At 67.0% G+C, this 26,435-nt stretch carries 23 protein-coding genes and 2 pseudogenes; 13 read left to right on the top strand and 12 right to left on the bottom strand.

Annotation, left to right across the window (positions count from 1 at the left end):
• Positions 1–74: 74 nt before the first annotated feature.
• From ACFWAY_RS13800 to ACFWAY_RS13790, 3 genes are all read left to right on the top strand, one after another.
• Positions 75–1,049 carry a bifunctional riboflavin kinase/FAD synthetase gene (locus ACFWAY_RS13800; RefSeq protein WP_378510958.1) on the top strand — a complete coding sequence of 325 codons (975 nt, stop codon included), beginning with the start codon at positions 75–77 and terminating at the stop codon, positions 1,047–1,049.
• Positions 1,050–1,159: 110 nt separating this feature from the next.
• The gene (gene rpsO / locus ACFWAY_RS13795) at positions 1,160–1,429 is read left to right on the top strand and encodes a 30S ribosomal protein S15 (RefSeq protein WP_015890377.1); all 270 of its coding nucleotides are present in this window, start codon (positions 1,160–1,162) and stop codon (positions 1,427–1,429) included.
• A 312-nt stretch (positions 1,430–1,741) separates the two neighbouring features.
• Positions 1,742–4,015, top strand: a complete 2,274-nt coding sequence (locus tag ACFWAY_RS13790) for a polyribonucleotide nucleotidyltransferase (protein ID WP_378450303.1) — start codon at positions 1,742–1,744, stop codon at positions 4,013–4,015.
• An 81-nt stretch (positions 4,016–4,096) separates the two neighbouring features.
• Here the strand turns inward: ACFWAY_RS13790 and ACFWAY_RS13785 are convergent, their stop codons facing one another.
• Genes ACFWAY_RS13785 through ACFWAY_RS13775 form a run of 3 tightly spaced genes read right to left on the bottom strand, consistent with a single transcriptional unit; the run spans position 4,097 to position 6,100 of the window.
• Positions 4,097–4,540 carry a protein-tyrosine phosphatase family protein gene (locus ACFWAY_RS13785; protein WP_378510957.1) on the bottom strand — a complete coding sequence of 148 codons (444 nt, stop codon included), beginning with the start codon at positions 4,538–4,540 and terminating at the stop codon, positions 4,097–4,099.
• Positions 4,541–4,550: 10 nt separating this feature from the next.
• Entirely contained in the window at positions 4,551–5,189 is a 639-nt protein-coding gene (locus ACFWAY_RS13780) for a 2-phosphosulfolactate phosphatase (protein WP_378510956.1), read from the bottom strand.
• On the bottom strand, positions 5,186–6,100 hold the full coding sequence (locus ACFWAY_RS13775; protein ID WP_378510955.1) for a LysR family transcriptional regulator: 915 nt from the start codon (positions 6,098–6,100) through the stop codon (positions 5,186–5,188). Before ACFWAY_RS13775 ends, ACFWAY_RS13780 begins: the two co-directional genes overlap by 4 nt.
• An 11-nt stretch (positions 6,101–6,111) precedes the next feature.
• Here ACFWAY_RS13775 and ACFWAY_RS13770 point away from each other — a divergent pair, with 11 nt between their 5' ends.
• The 4 genes from ACFWAY_RS13770 (at position 6,112) to ACFWAY_RS13755 (ending at position 9,259) form a co-directional block, all read left to right on the top strand.
• A complete protein-coding gene (locus ACFWAY_RS13770) occupies positions 6,112–7,413 on the top strand; it encodes an MFS transporter (RefSeq protein WP_378510954.1) in 1,302 nt (433 codons plus the stop codon).
• A gap of 87 nt (positions 7,414–7,500) precedes the next feature.
• The gene (locus ACFWAY_RS13765) at positions 7,501–7,647 is read left to right on the top strand and encodes a hypothetical protein (RefSeq protein WP_378450308.1); all 147 of its coding nucleotides are present in this window, start codon (positions 7,501–7,503) and stop codon (positions 7,645–7,647) included.
• Positions 7,648–8,074: 427 nt separating this feature from the next.
• Positions 8,075–8,530, top strand: a complete 456-nt coding sequence (locus ACFWAY_RS13760; protein WP_378450409.1) for an SRPBCC family protein — start codon at positions 8,075–8,077, stop codon at positions 8,528–8,530.
• Between the two features lie 105 nt (positions 8,531–8,635).
• Positions 8,636–9,259, top strand: coding sequence for a maleylpyruvate isomerase family mycothiol-dependent enzyme (locus ACFWAY_RS13755; RefSeq protein WP_378450309.1), 624 nt, complete (start codon positions 8,636–8,638; stop codon positions 9,257–9,259).
• Between the two features lie 43 nt (positions 9,260–9,302).
• Here the strand turns inward: ACFWAY_RS13755 and ACFWAY_RS13750 are convergent, their stop codons facing one another.
• Positions 9,303–10,658 carry an MCE family protein gene (locus ACFWAY_RS13750; RefSeq protein ID WP_378510953.1) on the bottom strand — a complete coding sequence of 452 codons (1,356 nt, stop codon included), beginning with the start codon at positions 10,656–10,658 and terminating at the stop codon, positions 9,303–9,305.
• Between the two features lie 320 nt (positions 10,659–10,978).
• Between ACFWAY_RS13750 and ACFWAY_RS13745 the strand changes: the two genes are divergently transcribed.
• Together ACFWAY_RS13745 and ACFWAY_RS13740 are read left to right on the top strand one after the other, a co-directional pair.
• Positions 10,979–13,192: a serine/threonine-protein kinase gene (locus ACFWAY_RS13745; protein ID WP_378510952.1), complete on the top strand. Its 2,214-nt coding sequence runs from the start codon at positions 10,979–10,981 to the stop codon at positions 13,190–13,192.
• A 308-nt stretch (positions 13,193–13,500) separates the two neighbouring features.
• Complete coding sequence (locus ACFWAY_RS13740; RefSeq protein ID WP_025432377.1) at positions 13,501–13,707, top strand: hypothetical protein; 207 nt, start codon at positions 13,501–13,503, stop codon at positions 13,705–13,707.
• Here the strand turns inward: ACFWAY_RS13740 and ACFWAY_RS13735 are convergent.
• Entirely contained in the window at positions 13,673–14,398 is a 726-nt protein-coding gene (locus ACFWAY_RS13735) for a class I SAM-dependent methyltransferase (RefSeq protein WP_378450312.1), read from the bottom strand. The genes ACFWAY_RS13740 and ACFWAY_RS13735 overlap by 35 nt on opposite strands.
• Positions 14,399–14,548: 150 nt before the next feature.
• On the opposite strand from ACFWAY_RS13735, the gene ACFWAY_RS13730 reads away from it, so the two are divergent.
• Positions 14,549–15,166 carry a TetR/AcrR family transcriptional regulator gene (locus tag ACFWAY_RS13730; RefSeq protein WP_378510951.1) on the top strand — a complete coding sequence of 206 codons (618 nt, stop codon included), beginning with the start codon at positions 14,549–14,551 and terminating at the stop codon, positions 15,164–15,166.
• A 92-nt stretch (positions 15,167–15,258) separates the two neighbouring features.
• On the opposite strand, the pseudogene ACFWAY_RS13725 reads toward ACFWAY_RS13730, so the two are convergent.
• The 7 genes and pseudogenes from ACFWAY_RS13725 to ACFWAY_RS13695 form a co-directional block, all read right to left on the bottom strand.
• Positions 15,259–16,412: pseudogene (locus ACFWAY_RS13725) on the bottom strand (acetyl-CoA C-acetyltransferase).
• A 28-nt stretch (positions 16,413–16,440) separates the two neighbouring features.
• Entirely contained in the window at positions 16,441–17,199 is a 759-nt protein-coding gene (locus ACFWAY_RS13720; protein ID WP_378450315.1) for a 3-hydroxyacyl-CoA dehydrogenase, read from the bottom strand.
• 45 nt (positions 17,200–17,244) lie between these two features.
• On the bottom strand, positions 17,245–18,405 hold the full coding sequence (locus ACFWAY_RS13715) for an acyl-CoA dehydrogenase family protein (RefSeq protein WP_378450316.1): 1,161 nt from the start codon (positions 18,403–18,405) through the stop codon (positions 17,245–17,247).
• A gap of 8 nt (positions 18,406–18,413) precedes the next feature.
• On the bottom strand, positions 18,414–19,202 hold the full coding sequence (locus ACFWAY_RS13710) for an enoyl-CoA hydratase/isomerase family protein (RefSeq protein WP_378450317.1): 789 nt from the start codon (positions 19,200–19,202) through the stop codon (positions 18,414–18,416).
• On the bottom strand, positions 19,199–20,866 hold the full coding sequence (locus ACFWAY_RS13705; protein WP_378510950.1) for a long-chain-fatty-acid--CoA ligase: 1,668 nt from the start codon (positions 20,864–20,866) through the stop codon (positions 19,199–19,201). The genes ACFWAY_RS13710 and ACFWAY_RS13705 overlap by 4 nt, the downstream gene beginning before the upstream one ends.
• A 9-nt stretch (positions 20,867–20,875) precedes the next feature.
• Positions 20,876–22,051, bottom strand: a complete 1,176-nt coding sequence (locus ACFWAY_RS13700; protein WP_378510949.1) for a thiolase family protein — start codon at positions 22,049–22,051, stop codon at positions 20,876–20,878.
• Entirely contained in the window at positions 22,048–22,902 is an 855-nt protein-coding gene (locus ACFWAY_RS13695) for a CoA transferase (protein WP_378450320.1), read from the bottom strand. The genes ACFWAY_RS13700 and ACFWAY_RS13695 overlap by 4 nt, the downstream gene beginning before the upstream one ends.
• A gap of 254 nt (positions 22,903–23,156) precedes the next feature.
• Here ACFWAY_RS13695 and ACFWAY_RS13690 point away from each other — a divergent pair, with 254 nt between their 5' ends.
• From ACFWAY_RS13690 to ACFWAY_RS13680, 3 genes and pseudogenes are all read left to right on the top strand, one after another.
• Complete coding sequence (locus ACFWAY_RS13690) at positions 23,157–23,954, top strand: SDR family NAD(P)-dependent oxidoreductase (RefSeq protein ID WP_378510948.1); 798 nt, start codon at positions 23,157–23,159, stop codon at positions 23,952–23,954.
• Positions 23,951–24,820 carry an alpha/beta fold hydrolase gene (locus ACFWAY_RS13685; protein WP_378510947.1) on the top strand — a complete coding sequence of 290 codons (870 nt, stop codon included), beginning with the start codon at positions 23,951–23,953 and terminating at the stop codon, positions 24,818–24,820. Before ACFWAY_RS13690 ends, ACFWAY_RS13685 begins: the two co-directional genes overlap by 4 nt.
• Positions 24,820–26,379: pseudogene (locus tag ACFWAY_RS13680) on the top strand (alpha/beta fold hydrolase); the annotation flags it as partial. The gene ACFWAY_RS13685 and the pseudogene ACFWAY_RS13680, both read left to right, overlap by 1 nt.
• Positions 26,380–26,435 lie beyond the last annotated feature (56 nt).

Raw genomic sequence — 26,435 nt, 5'->3', positions numbered from 1 at the left:
TCCCCGGCGCGCGGGGCGGCCGGACACCCGGTCCGGAGATGAACATCGGCGCGCGGCACCGTAGGCTGCCACTCGTGCTGAGATGGCGTGGTCTCGACGAGGTTCCTGCCGACTGGGGTCGTTGTGTTCTCACGATCGGCGTATTCGATGGCGTGCACCGAGGTCACGCCCAACTGATCAGTCGAGCGGTGGCGGCTGCCCGCACGCGTGGAATACCCAGCGTGCTCATGACTTTCGATCCTCATCCGATGGAAGTGGTTCGTCCGGGCAGTCATCCCGCCCAGCTCACGACGCTCGCCCGCAGGGCGGAGCTCGCGGAGGAGCTGGGCATCGACGTGTTCTGCGTCATGCCGTTCACCGCCGAATTCATGAAGCTGACGCCGGAGCGCTACGCCCACGAGATCCTCGTGGAGCGCCTGCACGTGGCGGACGTCGTCGTCGGTGAGAACTTCACGTTCGGGAAGAAGGCCGCGGGCAACGTCGACCTGCTGCGTCAGATCGGCGACCGGTTCGGGTTCGCGGTCGACGGTGTGACGTTGCTCGCAGAGCATGCGGTCACGTTCTCGTCCACCTACATCCGTTCGTGCGTGGACGCCGGCGACATGGCGGCCGCGACGGAGGCCCTCGGCCGCCCGCACCGCGTCGAGGGTGTCGTCGTCCACGGAGACGGTCGTGGACGGCAGCTCGGCTATCCGACCGCGAACGTCGCGCCGCCCATGTACGCAGCGATTCCCGCTGACGGCGTGTACGCCGCCTGGTTCACCGTGCTCGGACACGGAGTCGACCTGGGCATGGTCACCTCAGGCGAGCGATACATGGCTGCCGTCTCGGTGGGCACCAATCCCACGTTCTCCGGGCGGACGCGCACCGTGGAGGCCTTCGTCCTCGACCGCAAAGCCGACCTGTACGGCCAGCACGTGGCCGTCGATCTGGTCGAGCGCCTCCGCGGGATGGAAAAATTCGATTCGGTCGACGACCTGATCGTCGCGATGGGGAAGGACGCCGAGCGTGCGCGCGCGATCCTGGCGGCGTCGGAGGACGTGCGGTAAAGCCGTCCCATTTCAGCTGGTAAAGTAGACCGCTGGCGTGCGCTGCGGTTCGCGGTGGCCGCGCCGAGTTTCGATCCTTGCACGCGAACGTCATCACCAGGAGTGAACCAGTGGCATTGACCACCGAAGAAAAGAAGCAGGTTCTGAGCGAGTACGGCCTGCACGAGACCGACACCGGTTCGCCGGAGGCGCAGGTGGCCATGCTCACCAAGCGCATCGTCGATCTCACCGAACACCTCAAGATGCACAAGCACGACCACCACTCCCGCCGCGGCCTCCTGCTGCTGGTCGGACGCCGTCGTCGTCTGCTCAAGTACGTCCAGAAGGTCGACATCGCGCGTTACCGCTCGCTGATCGAGCGTCTCGGCCTGCGTCGCTGAGTTTCGCACACAGCGGTCATTTCGATCGCAAATCACTCCGGTAGCCGGCGGGGCCTTGCTTAGACTGGGCCTCGCTGGCTATCGGCGTTAGCTGCCGAGGGCAGCACTACCGTATGCACCCGAGAATGTGGTGTCGGTCTTCGGTAGTGGTCTTCCGGACACGGTCCGGGGGACTTCGATCGACGGCCGCCTCCGCACAGCGACATCCCGAGAACTCGAGAGGGGGATGTCCCTCAGGTGCGCAGTTCTCGCCAGGAGGGTGAGAACGCCCCCGCGGGTACGGCGAAGACGAGAGGGAAGTGAAAAGAAGAGATGACAGAGAATTCCGCAGTAGAGGTCGATGAGGGCGTGTTCGAATCCACCGCCGTGATCGACAACGGGTCCTTCGGAACCCGCACCATTCGTTTCGAAACCGGCCGCCTCGCGCAGCAGGCCGCCGGCGCCGTCGTCGCCTACCTGGACGACGAGACGATGCTGCTGTCCGCGACGAGCGCGAGCAAGCACCCCAAGGAGCACTTCGACTTCTTCCCCCTGACGGTGGACGTCGAGGAGCGCATGTACGCGGCGGGCCGCATCCCCGGTTCGTTCTTCCGTCGTGAGGGCCGCCCCTCCACGGACGCGATCCTGACCTGCCGCCTGATCGACCGCCCGCTGCGCCCGTCGTTCGTCGACGGTCTGCGCAACGAGATCCAGGTCGTCGTCACGGTGATGAGCCTGAACCCGCAGGACCTGTACGACGTGGTCGCGATCAACGCCGCGTCCGCCTCCACCCAGATCGCCGGACTGCCGTTCTCCGGACCCGTCGGTGGTGTGCGTGTCGCGCTCATCACGTCGGACGAGAACAAGGCCGGCCAGTGGGTTGCATTCCCCACCGTCGAGCAGCTCGAGAACGCCGTCTTCGACATGGTCGTCGCCGGCCGCATCGTCTCCGGCAGCGGTGACGACGCCGACGTCGCGATCATGATGGTCGAGGCCGAGGCCACCGACAACGTGATCTCCCTGATCGACGGTGGCGCGCAGGCTCCCACCGAGTCGATCGTGGCCGAGGGCCTCGAGGCCGCCAAGCCGTTCATCGCCCGCCTCTGCACCGCGCAGCAGCAGCTTGCGGCCAAGGCCTCCAAGCCCACCGGTGACTTCCCCGTTTTCCCGGCGTACCAGGACGACGTGTTCGCAGCCGTCGAGGCCGCCGCAGCGGAGAAGCTCAGCGCGGCACTGACCATCGCGGGCAAGCAGGAGCGCGACGACAAGACCGACGAGATCAAGGTCGAGGTCCTCGAGCAGGTCGCCCCGAACTTCGAGGGTCGCGAGAAGGAACTGGGCGCGGCATTCCGCTCGCTGACGAAGAAGCTGGTCCGTCAGCGCATCCTGCGCGACCAGTTCCGCATCGACGGCCGTGGCATCACGGACATCCGTTCGCTGTCGGCCGAGGTCGCCATCGTTCCGCGTGCACATGGTTCCGCTCTGTTCGAGCGCGGCGAGACCCAGATCCTGGGTGTCACCACCCTCGACATGGTGAAGATGGCGCAGCAGGTCGACTCTCTCGGACCCGAGACGACCAAGCGGTACATGCACCACTACAACTTCCCGCCGTACTCCACCGGTGAGACGGGACGCGTCGGTTCGCCGAAGCGCCGCGAGATCGGTCACGGCGCGCTGGCCGAGCGGGCCCTCATGCCCGTCCTGCCCAGCGTCGAGGAATTCCCGTACGCCATCCGTCAGGTCTCGGAGGCACTCAGCTCCAACGGCTCCACCTCGATGGGCTCCGTGTGTGCGTCGACGCTCGCACTGCTCAACGCCGGTGTGCCACTGAAGGCTCCGGTCGCCGGTATCGCCATGGGCCTCGTCTCCGACCAGGTCGACGGTGAGACCCGTTACGTCGCACTCACCGACATCCTCGGTGCCGAGGACGCGTTCGGCGACATGGACTTCAAGGTCGCGGGCACGAAGGACTTCGTCACGGCCCTGCAGCTCGACACGAAGCTCGACGGCATCCCGTCCAAGGTCCTCGCCGGCGCGCTGTCGCAGGCCAAGGACGCGCGCGCGACGATCCTCGAGGTCATGGCCGAGGCCATCGACACCCCCGACGAGATGAGCCCGTTCGCCCCGCGCGTCACGGCCATCAAGGTCCCCGTCGACAAGATCGGTGAGGTCATCGGCCCCAAGGGCAAGATGATCAACTCCATCACCGAGCAGACCGGCGCCAACATCTCCATCGAAGATGACGGCACCGTGTTCGTCGGTGCGACGGACGGCCCGTCCGCGCAGGCCGCGATCGACATGATCAACGCCATCGCCAACCCGCAGCTGCCGAAGGTCGGCGAGCGCTTCCTGGGCACGGTCGTCAAGACCACCGCCTTCGGTGCGTTCGTGTCGCTCCTCCCCGGCCGCGACGGATTGGTGCACATCTCGAAGCTGGGCAGCGGCAAGCGCATTGCCAAGGTCGAAGACGTCGTGAGCGTCGGCTCGAAGTTGCGTGTCGAGATCGCCGATATCGACAACCGCGGCAAGATCTCGCTGATCCCCGTCGAAGAGGACGGCGCTGCGGCTCCGGCCGAGCAGAGCGAAGAGGCGGCTGCCGAGAAGTAGCCTTCTCCCAGTCATCACGTCGGCGGCCCCGCACGAATTCTCGTGCGGGGCCGTCGGCGTCTTCGTGTGTCGGTGGGTGTGTCAGGAGGTCGGTGCCGCGGTGAACCGTCCGACATACCGCCGCTGCCACGGCGTCTCGACCGCATGACGGTGGTAGTGCTGCCGGACGTACGCGACGGCGTCCTCCGCCCGGACCCCGTCGAGCACCGCGATGCAGGCGAGGGCTGTGCCCGTGCGGCCGCGACCGCCCCCACACGCCACCTCCACCCGCTCCGTCGCGGCGCGGCGCCACACCTCACCCAGCGCTTCGAGGGTGTCGTCGCGGCCCCGCGGCAATGCGAAATCGGGCCAGCGGACCCACCGTGAGTCCCATTGCACCGGCGGCGGCGTCCGCCCCAGCAGGTACACGGCGAAATCGGGTAGGGGACCGTCCGGGAGTGGTCGCCTCAGCGCCCGGCCGCGAACCAGACGCCCGGAGGGCAGGCGCAGGACTCCGGGAGCGTCGGCGTCCCAGGTATCGAACATGGCGCTCACTCTATGGCGAAGCCGTTCGGAAGACCCGATCTTCGAGGACCGGGACGGCGGTGCTCCGGTCCACCTCGGCGGCGATTGCGACGTCTTCCGGGTATCCCGCGGCACACAACTCCCGTCCCGACGCACACACCGTGAGGGATTGAGGGAGGGTGTCCGCGACGCCACGCCGGGCGGAGTCCCCGGCGGCGATCACCGACACCACCGACGTCGATGTGCAGTGCCGGGCGATCCAGCCGGCGACCGCGGTCGCATTCCGTAGGGACGCTCCGACGCACACGCCGGTTCCGGCGCCGAGCTCGAAGCTGATGGTCGACCCGTTCGGCGAGGGAAGCACCAACCTGCGCGGAGCCGCGGTCCGTCGAATCGTATTCGGCGACAAGCTGATCTGCCCGTTCGCAGTCCGACTGCGTCCGACGGCGAGGACTGCGTCCGAATCACGGGCGTAGCGTTCCGCGGAATCGTCGTTCCACCGGTAGGGCAGGACGTCGATGCCGGCGTCGACCGCAACGGTGAGGGTGGTGGTGAACGACAGGACGTCGACCACGACCGCGACGTCGGCGGCGGTGCCGATGGCTTTCGCCCCCGGCAGGCCCCAGTCGAAACGGAGGCCGTAATCGAGCTGGAGATGTTCGCGATTCACGTCGTCTCCCTGCTCTCGGTCGAGGTGAGCGTCGTGAGGGCGGCGATAACCGTGGTGACCGCGGCGCTCGGGGGACCGGGTAGGCGCGCGGCACCGATGTCGCGGAAGGCTCGGGGATCGTCGAGGCGAATCTGCGCGCACCCGGGTGGGGAGGTGTCCGTGGCCGGCACGATGCCCACGCCCAAGCCGGATGCGACCAGGCCGTGCACGGTGTGCAGGTCCTCTCCTTCGAACGCGATCGTGGGTAGGGCGCCGGCTCGCGCGAACAGGTCGTCGAGGGATCCTCGGAGTCCGTAGCCTGGCTTGAGCGTGACGATCGGCTCGGAGGCAAGGTCACGGATCGTCGTCGAGGTCGAGGCGGCTCGCGGGTGCTCGGAGGGCACCAGGACGACGAGCGGCTGTTCGAACAGCGGCGTGACCGTCAGGCCCTCCGGCGGTGGGATGAGACGGGAGACGAGCGCGATGTCGGCCTCGCGGTTGAGGAGGGCGTCCAGGCACGTGCGGCGCGCGCCCTGGCTGAGGACGAACCGGATCGTCGGATCCGTCGCGCGGACGGTGCGAATCAACTCGGGCACGAGGTGCTCGCCGAGCGACATCTGAAAGGCGACGCGAACCGTGGCCCGCGCCTGTCGGTCTTCGGACTGCACGGCGTCGAGGCCGTCCACCACCGCCTCGAGTGCGCGTTGCGCGTAGGGCACCAGTGTCCGGCCGGCGTCGGTCAGGCGCACGCCGCGGCCGTCCGGTTCCAGGAGCGGGATGTCGAGTTGCTTTTCGAGTCGGCGGACTATCCGGCTGACCGTGGGCTGGGGCATCCCGAGCATCGCGGCAGCGACAGTCACATGTTCGACTTCGCCGAGCGCGACGAGGACGGGAAGATGCGGCAACAGCGCCTTGACGGCCTCGCTATTCATAACTCAACTGTATGAGTAGGTGGATAGTTCTGCATTGGATTCATCAGTGCCTCGGATCTAACGTCGACTTCATGTCCGCCATACACCTCACGGAGAAGGACATCCGCGCAGCGGCTGCCCTCCAGAACACGCCGCCGCCGGGAAATCCGGACCGCCGACTCTCGGCGGCCCTGTGGTGTGCCGGAGTGGCGACCTTTGCCTTGATGTACGCGCCTCAAGGGCTGCTTACACAGATCGGGCACGACGCGTCCGTGAGCCCGGCACAGGCTTCTCTCCTGGTCTCGGCCGCAACGCTCGGGCTGGCGCTGTCGGTTCTGCCGTGGGCCCGGTTCTCGGATCGAGTGGGGCGCCCCACCGCGATGCGGTACTCGGCGGCAACCGCGGGACTGCTCGCCGTGGCCGTCCCGTGGCTCCCGACGTTCGACGCCCTGGTGGCGGGACGGTTCGTCCAAGGCGTGGCGCTCGGTGGGCTACCAGCGCTGGCGATGACACTGCTCCACGAGGTCGGGGCACCGGCGCGGACCGCAGCATTGGCCGGTTCCTACATTGCAGCAACATCTTTGGGTGGTTTGAGCGGTCGCCTTCTGGTCGTCCCGGTCGCCGACCACCTCGGGTGGCGCCCGGCACTGGCGATCCTCGGCGTAGGTCTGGCAATCCTGATGACGATCCTGATCGCGCTGCTACCGACCGGACGGGGCCGGCGATCGCCGGTCCCGTCCGCGGGGATTCTTGCCATCCACCTGCGCGATACCCGTCTGCTGGCGTTGTTCGGCATCGGTGCGCTTCTCGTCGGTGGCATGGTGGCTGTCTTCAACTACCTCCCCTTCCGCCTCGAGGCGGCTCCGTACCACCTCGCGCCCACGGTGGTGTCGCTGATCTTTCTCGCCTATCTGGCGGGCACGGCGGGCTCTCGCGCCGCCGGCTGGTTGGTGGGCCGGCTCGGTCACCGCACTGTGCTCGTGTTGGCGTGCACCTTCATGGCCGGCGGGACGTTGCTGAGCGTCGCCGGACCGCTGGTCCTGATACTCCTCGGCGTGGCCGCGATCACCGGTGGACTCTTCGTCGGCCATGCCGTCGCATCCGGCATGGTCGGCGCCCACGCGAAAACGGGTCGCGCACAGGCGACGGCGCTGTACAACGTCTCGTACTACGCCGGGTCCAGCCTGTTCGGCTGGATCGGCGGAATCGCCTGGGCGAGCGGACAATGGGTCTACGTGGCCGTGCTCGTCCTCGTGCTGATGGTGCTGGCACTCGTCCTCGCGCTCCTCCCGTCGACAACCGCACGTCGCGTCGATGCCGTCGAATCCTGCTGAAGGGGAGTTGCGATCTCTCCGGCAGGCCGGAGCCCGAGGCCGAATGGGGGCCTGCTGTAATGGGACAGGACGTGAGGGGAGGGTCTGATGAGCGAGGTGTTCATGCTCGGTGCGGCGTTGGCCGGCGGTGTAGGCGTTCTGGGGTTGGCGATCGCACTGTTCGGGGGACCGGAGCCAAGCCACCTGTGCGCGTTCGACGGCCACACCGAAGCCTGTGACGCTCCCCAGCCTTGACCCGAGAGTCGGTCGGGTCCTCGGCCGTCAGACCCGAAAGTGCGTGAAGAAATACAAGTGTCGCCGTTCCGCTCGAGGCATGGGACAGCGTGATTCGCCCAAATCACACCGACTCCCTGGAGGCGCACCGAAGTGCCGCCGGATGCGGTGTTCGGGCCGCTCGGCAAGTCGGCGACGAGTCTCGCTGTAGAGCCGTTCCCGTTGCCACTTCGCTTTGGCGATGTGATTGGACAAGGTCGAGGTGGCCGTCCCTTGTGCGACCTCTTTCGTCAACGCCGTCTACCAGCGCTTTGATGCGCTAACCATCAGTGACAGCGACCCGGCACAGAGGGGAAGATCAAACAGACCGGTCTCGAGTCTTCTGGCCCCACATCGAGTGAGGAGCGGGAAGAGGCAGGTCGAATCCGATCCAGCCACCAACAAAGGGATGATCACCATGCCGGTTGTCGAGCAGTCCGTTGTCATTGCCCGTCCTGCGTCGGAAGTGTGGAGCTTTGTCACCGTTGCGGAGAACTGGCCGTCGTGGGAGGCGTCCACCGTTGAATGCGAGCAGCTCACCGACGGGGAACTCGGGGTGGGTACCCGGTGGCGCGGGGTAACCCGCATTCTGGGTAGGCGGCTCGACTGGGTTACCGAATTCGTCGAGTACGAGCCGTTGAAGGTGGCCACGTCCAAGTCGGTGGAGAGCAAGGTCGGCTTCACTGCGACGACGAGGCTCGAGGAAGTCGACGGCGGCACCCTGTTCACCTATCGGACCGACAGCGAAAGTGGCCTCGGAGGCATCTTCGGCAAGCTGGCTGACCCGATAGTCGCAAAGGCGTACTCACGCACGGTGCGGGCAAGCCTGGACAACCTCGCAGACCTGCTCACCATCGACAGCTGACCACGTGGGTCGGCTCTCATTCGTTTGTTCCTCGAGCAGCGATGAGTTTCCGCGGCTCGACGGGTCGTACCTTGCACACGATGTGGCCGACCGAAGGAGCGAACTGTGGAAGATGTCTGGTCGATGGTGCACGCGGAGCGTGCGGCGCTGATCGACGACCTCGGGAACCTCGACGCCGCGCGGTGGGACGAGCCTTCGCTCTGCGGCGAGTGGAGCGTGCACGACGTGGTCGCCCACCTGGTCGACACGGCTCGGACGACGCGCCTCGGTTTCATGATCGGCCTCGCTCGCGCGCGGTTCGACTTCGACCGGCAGAACGCACGCGGCGTGGAACGCGAGCGCGGTGCCTCACCGCGGGAGACGTTGGAGCGGCTTCGTCAGGTGGCGTCGCGCACGTCGACGCCTCCGGCATCCCTCGACAGCCGGCTCGTCGAGGAGATCGTCCACGGTGAGGACATTCGTCGGCCCTTGGGACTCACCCGCGTCTACCCGGCGGAGGCCGTCGGCAGATCGCTCCGCCTACAGACGCGCACCCCGGCGTCCTTCGGTGGCGCCAAAGGACTCGTGGCCCGTGTCCGGCTGACGGCAGCGGACGCCGACGTGTCGATCGGCGACGGTCCCGAGGTGAGCGGCGCCGCACTTTCACTCCTCCTGGCCGTCTCCGGTCGGAGGGTGGCGCTGGACGACCTCGACGGACCTGGAGTCGAGGTCCTCGCGGCGGCGATCTGACGATCTGCCTTCCGGGGGCCGGGCGACGGTCCCCGGAACGTCGTCATTTGAAGGCCACCTCGGTTCCCCTCATGGTCGGGGCGCCCACGAGTGTCGTCCAGCTCGGCACGTCCTCCGGCGCCATGCCACCGGCCTCGCCGTAGACGACGTCCAGCGTGTCCTGCTCCATCGTCGAACCCGCGTAACTTGCGGGCGTGATCTGGGCTCCGTACCCCGGGACCTGATCGGGGACCCCGCCGGGCGCCGGGAAGAAGTCGATGGTCGAGCGGCCGGGATTCCGCGAGGGCACCTGGTAGGAGCCGTCATTGAACGATCCGCCCGGGTATTGCGGGAAATTCCCGCCGGGTGCGGTGACGTCGTCGTAGCAAGCCGGTCCGCGGTTGTCGAGCAGGCGCGGCTCGTCCTGGTTGGGCAGGTACCGACCCTTCGGGTTGATGAACTGAACAGAACCGCGACCGCCGGGATATGGATCGTCCAGGGCGAGCAGTTCTCGGGCTATCGGTTCGGCCTTCACGAAGTCCGCCAGAGTGCAGCCGAAGCTCGGCGAGTAGCGGCCGAGGAGTTGCAGTGCCTCACGCGAATCTGCGGCGATACTGACAATCGATTCGGCGTTGGTCTGCAAGAGGTCCGCGGTGGACGAACTCGTTCCGGTGAGTGTCGCGAGCAGCTGCGCAATCTCACCTCGTTTCTCGACGACCGTGTTCCCGGTGGTACGCAGGTTGTCGAGGGCGTCGACCAGGTCGGGTGCCGCCTCGGAATACGTCTGCGAGAAGTCCGCCAGACCGCGCAGATCCTCCTGGATGGCGGGAAGTTCCGTGTCGAGGCCGCCGAAGATCTCCTCGAGCCGGTCGAGTGTCAGGCCGAGTTCGGCGCCGCGGCCACTCAATCCCTGGGACAGCGCGCCGAGCGTGTTCGCCAGCTCGTGCGGCGGAATCGCCTGCAGGAGCGGCAGCAGACCGTCGAGAACCTCGCCGACCTCGACGGCGTTGCCGCTCGTGTCCTGACGCAGCGTATCTCCGGCCTGGATCGGCGGAGCGGTGTCGCCGTCCGGAACGATCAGCGACACGTACCGTTCACCGAACAGCGTTTTGGGCAGCAGCCGCGCCGTCGCGGTGGACGGAAACAGCTGCGCCTTGTCCGGCTGGATCGCGAGAGCCAGGGTGACCTCGTCCTCCTGGGAGGACGCGGAGCGCACCTCGCCGACGATGAGGCCACGGACCTTCACGTCAGCATCGGGCGGCAGTGCGTTTCCGGCGGTGTCGGTGACGAGGTCGACCTTGACGACCTTGGTGAAGGTCTTGTCGAACATTCCCACGGAGAGTGCCAGGAACAGCGCGAGGACGAGGAAGAACACCAGCCCCAGCACCCGTCGGCCCACGACAGAAGTCGTGTTGCTCATTCGACCACCCTCACGATCGCCGTCGGTGGTTGCCGCTGAGACCGTGTCCGCGGCGCCAACCTCCCGATCTATCGTGCCTCGCACACGGTGGGTCTGGTGCTGCATCGGCGCAGGTGCCGGCAAACACTCGACGACGGTCGGCTTCGGCTGTGCAGTCGCCACTGCCGTGGCCGATCCACTTTCGCCGCCCATGCGCTCGTATCGGAGCGATACCCTTGAGCGGGGATTCGGCGGAAGGACACAATGTGGGTCGACAACGACACAAGGCCACATCGCGCGTAGTCGCCGTGTGATCGCCCGGGCCGCACTCCGAGCGACCGATGTACGAGCCGACCGATCTGGTCGAATCAGCCGAACGAACCCGCACAGCGCTTGCCACCGTCGTGGCACGATTTTCAGAGGCTTGGGGGTCCGGGTCTCCGCCTGACCTGTCCGCGTTCTTACCCCGTGAACAGGCGGAGCGGCGTTCGATTCTGATCGAACTGATCAAGATCGACCTCGAATACCGCTGGGTTCGCCACTGCTTCCCCAAACGACTGACCGAATACCGTGCGGAGTTCTCAGAGTTGCAGGAGGGTCCGCTTCCTGCCGACCTGGTCTACGAGGAATTCCACGCCCTGCGCCGAAGTGCGCACGGAGTCGATACGGCAACCGTGGCCGCTGAGGCGGCCACCACGGCGGGTGGCCCGGAGTTCGACGCGCTCATGGGTGACTACTGCAGCACGATGATTGCTCGCCCCAGGGCGCAAGTTGTTCTGGGCAACATCGATGTCGGCGACCGTGTCGACGATTTCGACCTCCTGATGAAGATCGGGTCCGGCGCCTTCGCTCAGGTGTATCTGGCTCGGCAACAGTCGATGCAGCGACTGGTCGCGGTCAAGATTTCCCATAACCACGGCATCGAGCCTCAAACGCTCGCCCAATTGGACCACGAATACATCGTGCGGATCTTCGACCAGCGACTGATCGCCGACGGCGAGCTGAAGCTGCTCTACATGCAGTACCTACCGGGAGGAACGCTGCTCGACGTGGTGCACTTGCTGCGCTCGACGCCTGCGGAACACCGCAGTGGTCAACTACTGCTCGACGCCGTCGACGGGGTCCTTGCCGCCAAGGGTGAAGTTCGGCCCAGCGAATCCGCTGTTCGAACACGGGCCGCCTCACTGACGTGGCCGGAGACTGTCGCCTGGCTGGGCCGCCGACTCGCGGACGCGCTTCAGCACGCATCCGAGCGGGGGGTGCTGCATCGAGACATCAAACCCGCGAACGTGCTGCTGAGCGCCGAGGGAATTCCGAAGCTGGCCGATTTCAACGTCAGCGCCAGCAATCGCATCAAGGGTACGAGTCCGCTGGCGTACTTCGGGGGGTCGCTGGCATACATGTCGCCCGAACAGCTCGAAGCCTGCCATCCGGGCTCGCCGGCGACCGCCGCCGACCTCGACACGCGAAGCGACATCTTCGCGCTCGCTGTCATGCTGTGGGAGTTGCTCACGGGACGCCGTCCCTTCGCGGACGAGACGTCCGCCGGCGAGTCGGAGACGTCGCTGGGCCGCATGCTCGAACTGCGGCGCAGGCCCGTCGAGGCGAAGTTCCTGTCGGAGCTTCCGCCGGATTGCCCCATGGCGCTGCGCCGCGTGCTTCTGAAGTGTCTGTCGCCGGACCGCGACGACCGCTACCCGTCCGGTTCGGAACTGGCCCAGCAACTCGACCTGTGCCTCGAAGAGCGGTCCCGCGACCTGGTGTATCCGCCCCCGAACAGCTGGCGGGCGCGACTGTCGCGATTTCCCACTCCCGTCCTGTGGTCGTCCTCGCTGGTCGGCATCGGCCTGGCGACGATCTATCTGGCTGTGCACCTCCAGGAACTGCTCAACGAGCGCCTCTCCGATGCCACCTACTCGAGGCTCTACACGAGCACTATCGTTTTCAATCTCTGTGCCTGGCCGCTGGCGGTCCTCATCTACGCCTACATGTCGCGTGATCTGCTCGCGGTTCCTCGCGGTTTGCGTAAGGGCAAACGCTACGACGAGGCCGTCCTCGCGCGGGTGCGGTCGCGAACACTGGTCTGGGGCGATATGTGTGCGCTGAACACCTTCGTCTTCGCGGTCTGCGCTTCCGTGGCGGGGGTGACGTTTCTTCGCTGGTTCACCGACCTCCCGGCCCGGCTGATGGTCCATGCGGCGACGACTGTTCTGGTGGCGGGCACCATCTCCGTCGCCTACACGTTCTTTCTGTCGACGTTCTACGTCGTTCGCTGTGTCTACCCCATCTATCTGCGCCACGGCCTCACGACTGCGCACGACGCCGTCGTCCTTCGCGGTCTGCGTCGAAGAACGACGGTCTATCTGGCGGTGACGGCGTCCGTGCCGCTCGTCGGGGTGCTCGCCGGATTCAGCACCCTTGAGCCTGCGGAGCTTCCCCTCGTGCGCGATTCGGTCCTGGGGTTGTGCGCGGCCTCCGGCCTCGCGTTCGTCGCCGTGTACTGGCTGTACCGGAAGCTCGATGCCGACGTGCGCGCGCTGGAGCGGGTGGCGTAGCGCAACATGCCCAGCGCACGCAAGAAGCCGCCGGCACCTGACGGTGTCAGCGGCTTCACTTCCTTCCCTGGCACGCTACGCAATGTAGGTCTGACACGATAGGGGTGACGGTGCCCGCCAGTGCGCCTCTCGGCAAGTGGTCGCTCGAAGCGACAATTTTTCATGTGGTACCCGGGGCATTGGGTCGAACACCGTCGCGCCCTTCAACGGTGTTCGGTGCAGCGGTATTCCCGCCCCGGAGGGCGGCTTCAGAGGTGCGCTTCGGCCCGTCGGCGCGCAGACTGGAACCGGGAGGTCAGGAGGTCGTCATGCGATTACTACGGGGCCTGCTCGACGTGGTACTCGGGATACTCACGGCCATACTCGGCACGGTGCTGGGCATCGTCGCGGCGGTGGTATGGCTCGTCGGTGGGGTGCTCTGCGTGACGGTCATCCTGCTTCCTCTGGGCCTGCCCGTGGTGAGGCTGGCGCGCCGCCTCTTCACCCTCGCCAGGAAGCTGATGCATCTTCCCTGACGCGCAGGGTGAAGAAGATGAACGGCGCCTCACGGCTGAGCAGCTCGAAGTGTTCGGGGGAGCGATCGCGCACCGCTGGACCGGGCCGCGGCTCCGAAATGCGTTCGACGGTGAATCCTGCTGCGGTGAATGCGTCGAACATGGCGTGCAACGGCCTGTGCCAGAATTTCATGTGGAAGGTCTCGCCGGACTTCACCCATTCCTCCGTGAACTCGTACGTTCCGAGATAGTCGCCGTGCCCGGCAAGCCTGAAGTCCACGAACGGGTGATGCGTCGAAATGACCACGAACCCGCCTGGCACGAGTACCCGGCGAAATTCGGTCAACGGTCTCGACCAATCGTGGACGTAGTGCATCACCAACGATGCGACGACGACGTCGAAGGTCGATGACCGGATGGGCAACTGCTGGTTGAGATCCGCCCGGATCAACGGCGCGTCGGGACCCAGGCGCGTCCGGGCGATCGCGAGCAGGCCCGTGCTGAGATCGACGCCGGTCACGGCGGCACCGGCGGCGACGAGTGCCTGCGACAGCGCACCGCTGCCGCATCCCGCATCCAGTACTTTCCTGCCTGCGACGTCGCCGACCAGCGCCAACGTCGCGGGTCGCTCGTACAACGCGTTGTACACGTTGTCCTCGGTGTCGGCGTGATACGCCGACGCGTACGTGTCGTAGTCGTTGAAGGTCGCCACGATCTGATCATGTCCGATCGGAGCTTCCGTGGGGCCCCAACCGTCGCGCTATCCCCGTGGGGCGAGCGGGCTACGCGTGGCGGAAGCGCTTCCAATCGTATTGGTTGTTGATCAGCTGTATAGTGACGCGGAGGAGAGGTGAGGTGAACGATGGAACCCCTGGTTGATCCACGTGCCAGCGATGCGGACCTGACGGCGAAAGCCCGTATTCGTAATGCGGCGCTCGATCTGTATTCCCGCGACGGGGAGGATCGGGTGTCGATGCGGGCGGTTGCCGCGGCCACGGGAGTCACGGTGGGGCTGGTGCAGCATCACTTCAAGACCAAAGCCGGTATCCGAGATGCCGTCGAGCAGTTGGTCATCGACTATTTCGCGACGGCGATCGCGGGGGCGGCGAGTGCGGGGTCGCCGGCCGAGGTGGCGTCGGCGCGCGACGAGGCGGTCGGCCGGATGCTGGAGGCGAATCCGACTGTCGTGAACTACATTCGGCGTGCACTGCTCGATCCGGCCGGCCCGAGGGGTCGTCTAGTCGAGCGTCTGACCGACCTCACGTACGCGGAGATCACGAAGTTACGGGACTCCGGTGTCGCCTCGACGAAGAAGCGGGACAGCGTGCAGGTGGTCGAGGTCCTCGTGCGTCAACTCGGGCAGCTGTTCCTCGCGCCGATGATCAACACGATGTGGGAGCAGTTGGCCGGCCCGGATGCGCCGGTCGCGGATCGGCCGGTTCTGGTGGTGGGCATGGAGTCTCCTGATCCGAAGTCGTGACCTCGGCACGGCCCGCCGGTCACCGACCACGACAGAAACCAGTGCGGGTGCACCCTCCGGTGCACCCGCACTGTCGTTCCGGCCGAGGGACGTCAGCCGAGCCGTTCGATGACGGTGACGTTCGCCTGGCCGCCGCCCTCACACATGGTCTGGAGTCCGTACCGCCCGCCGGTGCGTTCCAATTCGTGCAGCAGGCTGGTCATCAGCCGGGTGCCTGTCGCCCCGATCGGGTGGCCGAGGGCGATCGCGCCGCCGTTGGGATTCAGCCGTTCCGGATCTGCTCCGATGTCGTGGAGCCAGGCCATCGCGACGGGCGCGAAGGCTTCGTTGACCTCGTAGGCGTCGATCTGGTCGATGGACAGACCACACCGGTCCAGGGCCCGGCGCGTCGCCGGGATGGGGGCGGCGAGCATCATGATCGGATCCGCCCCGAGCACGCTCATGTGGTGCACGCGGGCGCGCGGGGTCAAGCCGAATCGGTGCACCGCCGACTCGGAGGCGATGAGCATCCCCGAGGCGCCGTCGCTGATCTGGCTGGACACCGCGGCGGTCAGCTGCCCCCGCGGGGTCAGCGTGGGCAGTGTGGCCATCTTCACCGCCGTGGTGTCCGCGCGCGGGCACTCGTCCACGGCGACGCCGTCGAAGGGTTCGATTTCGGCCTCGAAGTACCCCTGATCGAGGGCGTGCACGGCCCGGCGGTGGCTTTCGAGGGCGTAGGCCTCCATCGCGGAGCGGTCGAAGTTCCATTGCCGGGCGATCAGTTCGGCGCCCCGGAACTGGGAGATCTCTTCGCCGCCGTACCGGGCCGTCCACGTCTTCGAACCCGAGTACGGGTCGGTGGCGCCGTACGGCTCGCCGGCCGTGACGGACGACATCAGCGGGATCTGGCTCATGTTCTGGACGCCGCCGGCCACGACGATGTCCGCGGTCCCGCTCATCACGGCCTGCGCCGCGAAGTGCACCGCCTGCTGGGAGGACCCGCACTGCCGGTCGACGGTGACCCCCGGCACCGACTCCGGCAATCCGGCGCCGAGCGCAGCGATCCTGGCGATGTCGCCGGACTGTGCCCCGATGGTGTCCAGGCACCCCAGGATCACGTCGTCCACCACAGCTGGGTCGAAATCGTTGCGCCCGATCAGGGTTCGGATGACATGCGCCGCGAGGTCGACCGGGTGCGCGCCGGCGAGGCCACCCCCGCGTCGGCCGACCGGGGCCGAACTGCGTCCACGATGTATGCCTCTGCCACGTGCTGCTCCTTCGTTGCCGGGACTTCGCTACCGCGGTGCCATGCGGATGGCACCGTCGAGGCGGATGGTTTCGCCGTTGAGCATCGGGTTGGTGACAATCGCCTCGACGAGGTGGGCATATTCGCTGGGGTCCCCGAGTCGGCTGGGATGCGGGACCTGGGCGCCGAGCGACTGCTGCGCCTTCTCCGGGAGGGTGGCGAGCAGCGGGGTCTTGAACAGACCGGGGGCGATGGTGTTCACCCGGATCTGCAGCGACGCCAGGTCGCGCGCGATGGGCAGGGTGGCCCCGACGACGCCGCCCTTCGACGCGGAGTAGGCGGCCTGTCCGATCTGCCCGTCGAACGCCGCGACCGACGCGGTGTTCACGATGACTCCGCGCTCACCTGCGACCGGCTCGTTCTGCGACATCGCGTGGGCGGCGAGGCGAATAACGTTGAAGGTCCCCGTGAGGTTGACCTTGATGATGCGCTCGAACGCGTCGAGGGGAAACGGCCCGTCCTTGCCGACAGTCTTGACGGCGTTGCCGATTCCGGCGCAGTTCACCACGATCCGCAGTCCGCGGTCGATATTGGCCAGTGCAACGGCCTCGGTGACCGCGGCTTCGTCGGTGACATCGGCGGGCACGAACTGCACGGACTCGCCGAGTGCGGTGAGGTCGGCCGGGTCGGCGGACGGCAGGTCGAGCGCGATCACTCGGGCGCCGGACTTCGCCAGCGCGGTGACGGTGGCCAGACCGAGGCCGGATGCGCCGCCGGTGACCAGGGCGGTGGTGCCGGAAATGTTCATGGGTGTACTCCTGTGAAGTAATGAGGGACGAACGAAGTGGGCGGGTCAGAGGGTGCGGGCGATGAGGTCCTTCATGACCTCGTTGGTGCCGCCGTAGATCTTCTGCACGCGTGCCGCGGTGTACATCTGGGCGATCGGGTATTCCATCATGTAGCCGTAGCCGCCGAAGATCTGCAGGCAGCGGTCGACGATCTCGCACTGCTTCTCCGATCCCCACAGCTTGGCCATCGACGCGGTCGCGGCGTCGAGGGTGCCGTCGATGGCCCGCTGGATGCAGTGGTCGATCAGCGTCTTGCCGGCCAGGACCTCCGTCTTGCACTCCGCCAGCACGAATTTGGTGTTCTGGTAGTCGAGGACCGACTTGCCGAACACGGAGCGATCCTTGGCGTAGCGGATGGCCTCGGTGACGGCGGCCTCGGCCATGGCGACTCCTGTGATGCCGATGCTCAGCCGTTCCCGTGGAAGTTGCTGCATCAACTGGTAGAAGCCCTGGCCCTCGACCTCACCGAGGAGGTTGCCGACGGGAACACGCATGTCGGTGAAGAACAGCTCGCGGGTGTCCTGACCGTGCTGACCGATCTTCTGCAGGACGCGACCGCGTTCGAAGCCGGGCAGGCCATCGGTTTCGGCGACGAGCAGCGAGATGCCTTTCGCTCCGAGGGCGGCGTCGGTCTTTGCGACGATGATCAGCAGATCGCAATGCGAGCCATTGGAGATGAACGTCTTCGACCCGTTGATCACGTAGTCGTCGCCGTTGCGGATGGCGGTGGTTCGCACCGACTGTAGATCCGATCCGGTGCCGGGTTCGGTCATCGCGATGGCGAGGACCAGCTCACCGGTGACCAGTTTCGGCAGCCACCGCGCCCGCTGCTCGGCGGTGCCGAACGCCGAGATGTAGTGGGCGGCGATCGTGGAGTGCACCCCGAACCCGAAGGCGGAATCGTGGGCGAACGTCAACTCCTGCTGGACGACTGCTTCGTGGCCGAAGTTGCCACCGCCACCACCGAATTCCTCGGGAAGGTCGAGGCACAGCAGACCGGCGGCACCAGCTTTGTTCCAGAAGTCACGGTCGACCTGGTGTTGCGCGGCCCAGCGTTCCTGGTGGGGTGTGCATTCCTTGCCGAAGAACTCGGCGGCGTGCTTCCGCAGCACCTGCTGGTCCTCGTTCTCCCACGGGGAGCGGTAGTCGGGAAACAGTTCAGACATGTCGGGTTCTACTTTCCGGTGAAGGCGGGAGCGCGTTTGGCGAGGAACGCGGACTGCCCCTCGTGACAGTCCGCAGACCGTACGGCGATGTGGAAGTTGCGTTTTTCGTGTTCGAGGCCCTGGCTCAGAGACGTCTCGAGTGCGCGCAGGGCGGCGTCCTTGGCCAGCGCCACCGCCAGTGGGGAATTCTTCGCGATCCGCTGCGCGAGAGCAACGGCGTGCGCCAGCGCCTCACCGTCCGGGACCGTCTCGGCGATCAGGCCCGCGGCGCAGGCTTGGTCGGCGGTGCGGAAGTCACCGGACAGCAACATTGCCATGGCCTTCGACTTTCCGACCGCACCGACCAGACGCTGGGTGCCCCCGGCGCCGGGGATCACTCCCAGCTTGACCTCGGGCACTGCGAATTTCGCGGATTCGCCGGCGATGGCGATGTCGCAGGCGAGGGCCAGTTCGCACCCGCCGCCCAGCGCCAACCCCTCGATGGCGGCGACAACGGGTTTGGGGAAGGCCGCCAGGTCGGACCAGAACGTGCCCCCGAACTCCTCCCGCGCGCCGAGCAGCGCGGCGTCGCGGAGAGTGTCGAAGCCGGTGATGTCGGCGCCGGCGCAGAAGGTTCCGCCTGCCCCGGTGATGATCACCGCGCGGATGTCGTCGTCGTGCCGGAGGGCGCGCAACTCTGCGGCCATCGCGGCGAGCAGATCGTTGCTCATGCTGTTCTTCGAAGCGGGGCGGTTGATCTCGAGGATCGCGATGCCGCCCTGCCGGGTTGTGACGAGAATTGCCGGTGTGTCACTCACAGGGTGTCCTTGTAGATGTCGGCGTGCGCTGCGCGCATCGCCTTCTTGTCGAGCTTGCCGACACTGGTTCGCGGTAGGTGGTCGAGGAAGACGACCGTGTCCGGCAGCTGCCACTTGGCGAACGACCCGTCGAGGACGCGGTGGATCTCCTCGATCGGCAGGTCGTCGCCGTTCGTGGTGACGACCAGTGCCACCGGCCGTTCCTGCCAGCGCGGGTGGTGGACGCCGACAACAGCGGCTTCGGCGACCTTCGGGTGGGCGACGATCGCGTTCTCCATGTCGATGGACGAGATCCATTCGCCGCCGCTCTTGATGACGTCCTTGATCCGGTCGGTCAGTTTCAGGTAACCATGGGCATCGATCTTGCCGACGTCTCCGCTCCGCCAGTACCCGTCCTGGAAGCGGTCGCTGTCGTCGTCGAGTTTGTGGTAGCGCTCGATGATCCAGGGCCCGCGGAGCAGGATCTCACCCTGCGCCTGTCCGTCGTGCGGGAGGTCGTTGCCGTCGGCGTCGACGATCCGGATGTCCACGCCGTTGACCGGAAGACCCTGCGAGCGTTTGAGATCCCACTTCTGCTCGTCGGTCAGCGTGGTGCGCAGCGACGGCTTGATCGCACCGTTGGCGGTGACGAAGGGCGTGGTCTCGGTGGCGCCGTAGCCGTGCAGGATGTCGGCCCCGGTCAGGTCGTGGAAGCCGCGCATCATCGACAGGGGCGGTTCGGTGGCGCCGGAGAGCAATTTCGTCCGCCGGAAATCGGGTTTGACGTGCAGGGTCCTGATGTAGTCGAGCATCGGCTCGAAGATCGCCGGCGCACCGTTGGCGACGGTGACCTCTTCCGCGATCATCTCGTCGACCAGTACCGACGTGTCCTCGGCCATGTACCGGCCGGGAAGCACGATCTTCGCGGCAGTGTAGGTGCCGGTTTGCGGTAGCCCCCACGACTGTCCGTGGAACATCGGGGTGATGAGCATGACGGCGTCGTCCGCGCTCATGCCGAGCGCGGCGGCCTGACTCATGGTGTGCAGGTAGATTCCGCGGTGGGAGTAGTAGATTCCCTTGGGCCGCCCCGTGGTTCCGGTGGTGTAACACGCACTGTAGGTGGCGTGTTCGTCGATCATGGGCCAGTCGTACACCTCGCTCGCTTCGGCCATGAGGTCCTCGAAGTGGTGGACGTTCTCGAGCGTGGTGCTGATCTGCGACATCGGTTTGTCCGACATCAGCACCCAGCCCTTGACGTTCGGTGCGTTCGGGGCGAGGGCTTCGGCGACCGGCAGCAGGGACTCGTCGACGAAGATGAAGCGCGCGTCGCTGTGGCCCACCACGTACGCGAGGCCCTCGGACGACAGCCGCAGGTTCATCTGCAGCATCGCCGCGGCGATACCCGGTATCGCCCAGTACAACTCGTAGTGCCGCTTGCTGTTCCAGTCCAGGATGCCGACCATGTCGGCCGGCCCGATCCCGAGCCGGGTCAGGACGTTCGCCGCCTGCTGGATCCGGCGGTAGGCGTCGGCGTAGGTGTAGCGGTCCCACCCGCCGTCCGCGGTGCGGAACACGATCTGCTGTTCCGGGTAGGTGCGGGCCGAGTGCCGGATCAGGGTGGTGGTGTTCAGCTGGTAGTGGTCACCGTGTGTGGACGGTAAGCCCTGGATGATCGCGTTCGTCATCACTGCTCCTCAGATGCGTTCGATGATGGTGGTGTTGGCGGTGCCGGTCGCCTCGCAGATGGTCTGCAGCCCAACCGACACGCCGGTGCGCTCGAGCTCGCACAGCAGGTCGGTGAGCATCCGGGCGCCGGTCGATCCGAGGGGATGGCCGATGGCGACCGATCCGCCGTTGACGTTGAGCTTGTCGTCGGGGACCCCGAATTCCTGCGCGAACATGATCGGGACCCCGGCGAAGGCCTCGTTGACCTCGAACAGATCGATGTCGTCGACCCCGAGACCGGAGAACTCCAGGGCCTTGCGGGTGGCGTCGAGGACCGCGGTGAACTGGAGGACCGGGTCGGCGCCTGCCACCGACAGTGCGCGGAACCGTGCTCTGGGGACCAGTCCGTGGCGTTCGGCGAACGCGCGGTCGGCGATCAGCAGGGCTGCGGCGCCATCACTGAGCTGCGACGAGTTCGCGGCGGTGGTGCGCCCGTCGGCGGCGAACACCGTCTTCAACGATGCCATCTTGTCGCGGTCGAGGTGCTCGCGGATGCCCTCGTCACGGTCGACGAGCGCGCTGGCCGGATCGTCCGGGTTCACCCGCACCGGTACCAGCTGCTTGCGGAACTTTCCTGCCCGGGTCGCGGCGAGAGCGCGCCTATGGCTGCGGGCGCTGAAGGCGTCCAGGGCAGCCCGGCCGAGGTCGAATTTTTCGTTCATCAGCTCCGACGACGGGCCCTGCACCACGAGGGTGCCGTCGTAGCGGGCGAGTTCGCGCGGGCTGTAGTGCGGTCCGAGCGGCGCCCCGGGCACCATCGCGGCCGGCATCGGCACCTGCGACATCGACTCGACACCGCAGGCGATCGCGAGATCGTAGGAGCCCGCGAGCACGCCCTGCGCGGCGAAGCTGACCGCCTGCTGACCCGACCCGCACTGCCGGTCGACGGTCACCGCGGGCACCGACTCCGGAAAGCCGGCGGCGAGCACGGCGTGCCGGCCGATGTTGCCCGCCTGTTGTTCCTGCTGCAGCACGCAACCGGTGATCACGTCGTCGATCCGGGCGGGATCGATGCCGGTGCGGTCGACCAGCGCCCGCAGCGTCTGTCCTAGCAGGTCGACCGGGTGCCAGGCGCTCAGCGCCCCGCCTCGCCGCCCGACCGGGGTGCGGACGGCGCCGACGATCACGGCTTCGCGAACGGTCATGCTGGTACTCCTTGTTCAGGTGTCTGAATTCCGATGAGGGGTATGTCGACCCGCTCGGCGAGTTCTTCCCATTCCTTGCTGGTGCGGGTGGCGAAGATGCGCTCGAGTTCGTCGCGTTCCCCCGCGACGCCGAGGGCGTCGCGGGTGCGGGACCAGAAATGCGGTTCGAGCGCCGCGAGGGCGATGTGCCCGTCGGAGGTGGCGTAGATGCCGTATCCGGGGACGGCGCCACCGAGCGGGGTCGAGGAATGCCCCATCAGGCCGTGGCGCACCGCGGCGCCCGCATCGGCTGCCGCATCCGCGAGTATTACTCGGTAGCGTTGTCCCTCAAATGTTTTCGACGACGCACCGAGAGCGAGTAGCGCTGCCGACACGGCACGTTCGGCGCCGAGCATGTCGGCGACGGGGACGGTGGGCATGAGCGGCGGCTGCAGTGTGCCGTTCACCGCCTGGTAGGTCAGGTCGTGACCGGGTAGGTCCTCGAGCGTGCCGTCGTGGCCGACGATCTCCACGTGCGCGAGTCGCGGGTGGACCGACTGCAGCTCGGTGAGCCCGAGTCGGCGCAGCGCGGAGGGCCGCATGGCGGTCACCAGTAGGTCGGAGGCAGCCAACTCGGCGTCCAGGCGTTCGCGTGCCGCCGGATCCTTCAGGTCCAGCGTGAGAACCTTCTGGCCCTGCGTGAGTTCGCGATACCACTGCGGTGACGCGCTGTGAAGCGGATCCCCTTCGGGCGGTTCGATCTTGGTGACCGCCGCTCCCATCGCCTGCAGGCGGGCGACGGCGAGTGGTCCCGGCAGATTCACGGCAAGCGTGACGACTCGCACGCCGTCGAGCGACTTGGATTCGCGCATCAACATTCCCTTCGTTGCTATACAACTGTATCGGAAAATATTTGTTTGTAAATAGAACTGGTCGCCGATATTGCGGCGCCCACGTCGGGGCGACTCGGAGTGCGCAATGCGGTGGGCTTTACATAAGAATGTTTTACGATGCGGTTGTATAGTAGGATGTGATGCCAACACGGGCGGTGCGGTGAGAGTCGAGTGCCGTTGTCGCAACCGGGCTCAACCGCAGCACGCAATCACCACAACTGAGGGAATCAGTCATGAGCAATGCCCAACTCACCGTCGCCGGTGCAGCAGGTACCCGGCCCGTCCTGGCCGACAAGTTCCGCCTCCAGGACAAGGTGGTCGTGATCACCGGAGCGTCGTCGGGGCTCGGGGTCGCGTTCGCCGCGGCATGTGCCGAGGCCGGTGCGGACGTGGTGGTGGCCGCACGGCGCGCACACCTGCTGGAAGAAACCCTCGACACGGTGACCGGCACCGGTCGCCGTGGCCTCGCTGTGGCCGCGGACGTCTCGAACGCAGACGACTGCCGCAAGGTGGTCGATGCGGCCGTGGAGCGGTTCGGGCGCGTCGACGTTCTGGTCAACAACGCCGGCATCGAAGACCACGCCCCCGCCTCGCGGCTGTCGTTGGCCGAGTTCGAACGTGTCGTCGCGGTGAACCTCACGGCATGCTTCTCGATGGCTCAGGCGGTCGCCCCGGCGATGGCGCCGGGCTCGTCGATCGTGAACGTGGCCAGCGTCATGGCGCACACCACGCTCGACGCCCCGACGACGGCGTACTCGGCGTCGAAGGCCGGGCTCATCGGTCTCACCAGGTCGCTCGCACGACAGTGGTCGGGGCGCAAGGGAATTCGGGTCAACGCACTGCTCCCGGGGTTCTTCCCCTCGGAGATGACCGACGGCCTCCCCGGCGAACTCATCGGTCACCGACTCGTCATGGGCCGCCTCGGCGATCCGGCCGAACTCGCCGCGGCGATGGTCTTCCTCGCTTCCGATGCCAGCAGCTACATGACCGGTAGCCAGCTCGTGGTGGACGGTGGGTTGCTGCTCTCATGAGTCACCCGATCAGCGAGCGGCCGGTCGTCGTCGCCGGCGTATCCACACGAGTGCTCGAAGTCGACGGAGACGGGCCGCCGATCCTGCTGCTGCACGGTTTCACCGACTCGGCAGACTCGTGGCGCCCGCTCATGCAGGTGTTCGCGAGCCGGGGGCGCCGCGCCGTGGCGGTCGATCTGCCCGGCAGCGGTCGCGCCGATCGGCTGGCCCGCCCGGCGTTGCCCCACCACGACGCGTTCGTCGACGGATTCGTGCGTGCCTACGCCGAGCACGGCGATGCGGTTGCGGTGGGAAACTCGCTCGGCGGCCTGCTCGCGCTGCGCGCAGCCGCGCGCAGCGAGGTATCGCTGAGCGCCGTGGTCGGCATCGGGCCGGCAGGCCTGGCCTACGGCTGGCGGCTGCGATATCTCACGGCGGTCCTACGCTGGCTGGACCCGATGCTGCAGTTCGTCGACCGGGCACCCGTCCCCGCAACGCTGGTCCGCCGCGGCGCCGCGCGGTTCTATGCGCGTGGCCTAGCCGCGGGCCGCGGCGAGGCGGGGCTCGCGCTGCGGTACGCGGAGCACGTGCAGGGCATGCGCGATGTGGGCAGGTTGCGCGGCGATCTGCTCGCGCTGAGTCGGGAGGGTGATCGCGACCCCCTGCGGACCGACCGGATCCGCATACCGGTCCTGTTGATCTGGGGCCGCAAGGACAGGCTGGCCGATCCGAACAGCGCGCCCGCTTTCCTGGCCACGGTGCCCACCGCAACGCTCGAAACCCTCGACAACTGCGGCCACTGCCCGCAACTCGAGGAACCGGGCCGCATCGCCGACCTGATCCTGTCCACCCCCTGCAACCAACCGAAACCGAAAGCAGAAAGCTAATGGGCTCCACCCCGAGCGCGAGCAACATCGATCGCGTCATCGCAACCATCGTCAACGGCATCGAGGTCGCCAGGTACGGCGGCCTCAAGACCGAGGAGGATCCCGCACCGCACGACGTCGTCGCGCACGAACCGGTGTACCGGCTCCGGCACTACTACCCGGACTCGCCGGCCGGGCTGTCGCCGGTCATTCTCGTACCGCCGCTGTCGCAGGTTGCCGTCGTGTGGGATATTTCGCCGCAGACCAGTGCGGTCGCGATGCTGCGCGAGCAGGGCCTCGACCCGTGGGTGGTCGACTTCGGTGATCCGGCGGTCGAGCCGGGCGGCAACGCGCGCACCTTCGGTGACCACGTGCTCGCCGTGGTCGACGCGGTGCAGCGGGTGCGGCAGGCGACCGGTCGGGACGTGCACCTCGTCGGGTACTGCCAGGGCGGCATCTTCTGCTACGCGGCGACCGCATATCTCGGCAATGCCGGGGTTGCGAGCGTGATCGCCCTGGGCAGCCCTCTGACGACCCTCGACATCGACCGCATCGTTCCGCAGGACCTGTTCTGGGGCATCGTCGGGCTGGAGAGCAAGATCATCGGCAAGACCGGCCTTCCCCGATGGTTCGTCACGCAGCTGTTCAACTGGTCGAGCCCGCATCGCAACATCCGCAACGACATCGAGTTCCTGCTCGCCCTGCACGACCGCGAGTCGCTGCTGCCACGCGAACCGCAACGCAAATTCCTCAAGACCGGTGCGTGGGTCAGCTGGTCCGGTCCGGCTCTCGTCGAACTGCTCGAATTGCTCGCGGACAACCGCCTGGTCGAGGGCGGCGTCGTGATCGGTGACCGCACCGTCGGATTCGCGGATATCACCTGTCCGATCCTCACCTTCGTCGGTGAGGCCGACTTTCTGGCACCGCCGGCAACGGTGCGCGCCGTCCGGCGGGCGGCACCCAACGCCGACATCCACGAATGCACGCTGCCCGTCGGACATTTCGGGCTGCCCGTCAGCTCGCACGCCAAACAGAAAACCTGGCCCGGCATCGGTGCGTGGGTGCGCTGGACGAACGGCGAGGGCGACCTGCCGGACTTCATACACGAACTCGAGCCGTCCTCCGGCAACGAGCAGCCGGCCCCACGCGGAAGCGTCGCTGGACTGACCTACGGCGCCGGTCTCGTCGCCGAGACCGGGCTCAGCCTCCCCGCCACCCTGTCGCGCGCCGGGAAGCACCTGGCAAACACGGTCGTCGAGCTGTCGAGGGAGGCGGTCGCTGCTGCGCCCCGCCTGGTGCGGCTCGAATCGATGGGTCCGCGCACGAAGATCTCCTACGGTGCGCTGCTCGACGGCCTGGCCCGCTCGCGACCTGACAAGGCGGCCTTCCTGTTCGCCGATCGCGTGCACACCCACGCGGAAACCAAACAGCGCATCGACAGCGTGGTCTGCGGGCTGGTGTCGGCGGGAGTTCGCAAGGGCGAGCGCGTCGGAGTGCTCATGCACACCCGCCCGAGCTCACTCGTCGCAATCGCGGCCCTCAACCGCATCGGTGCGGTCGCCGTGTTACACCGCCCGGGGCACGACCTCGACGAAGAGGTACGGCTCGGGCACGTGACGAAGATCCTGGCCGACCC

It is taken from the genome of Rhodococcus sp. NPDC059968 (assembly GCF_042738615.1).
GTDB lineage: Bacteria > Actinomycetota > Actinomycetes > Mycobacteriales > Mycobacteriaceae > Rhodococcus_F.
Note: the sequence above shows the minus strand (reverse complement) of the source record. Positions and strands in the feature narration are given on the sequence as shown.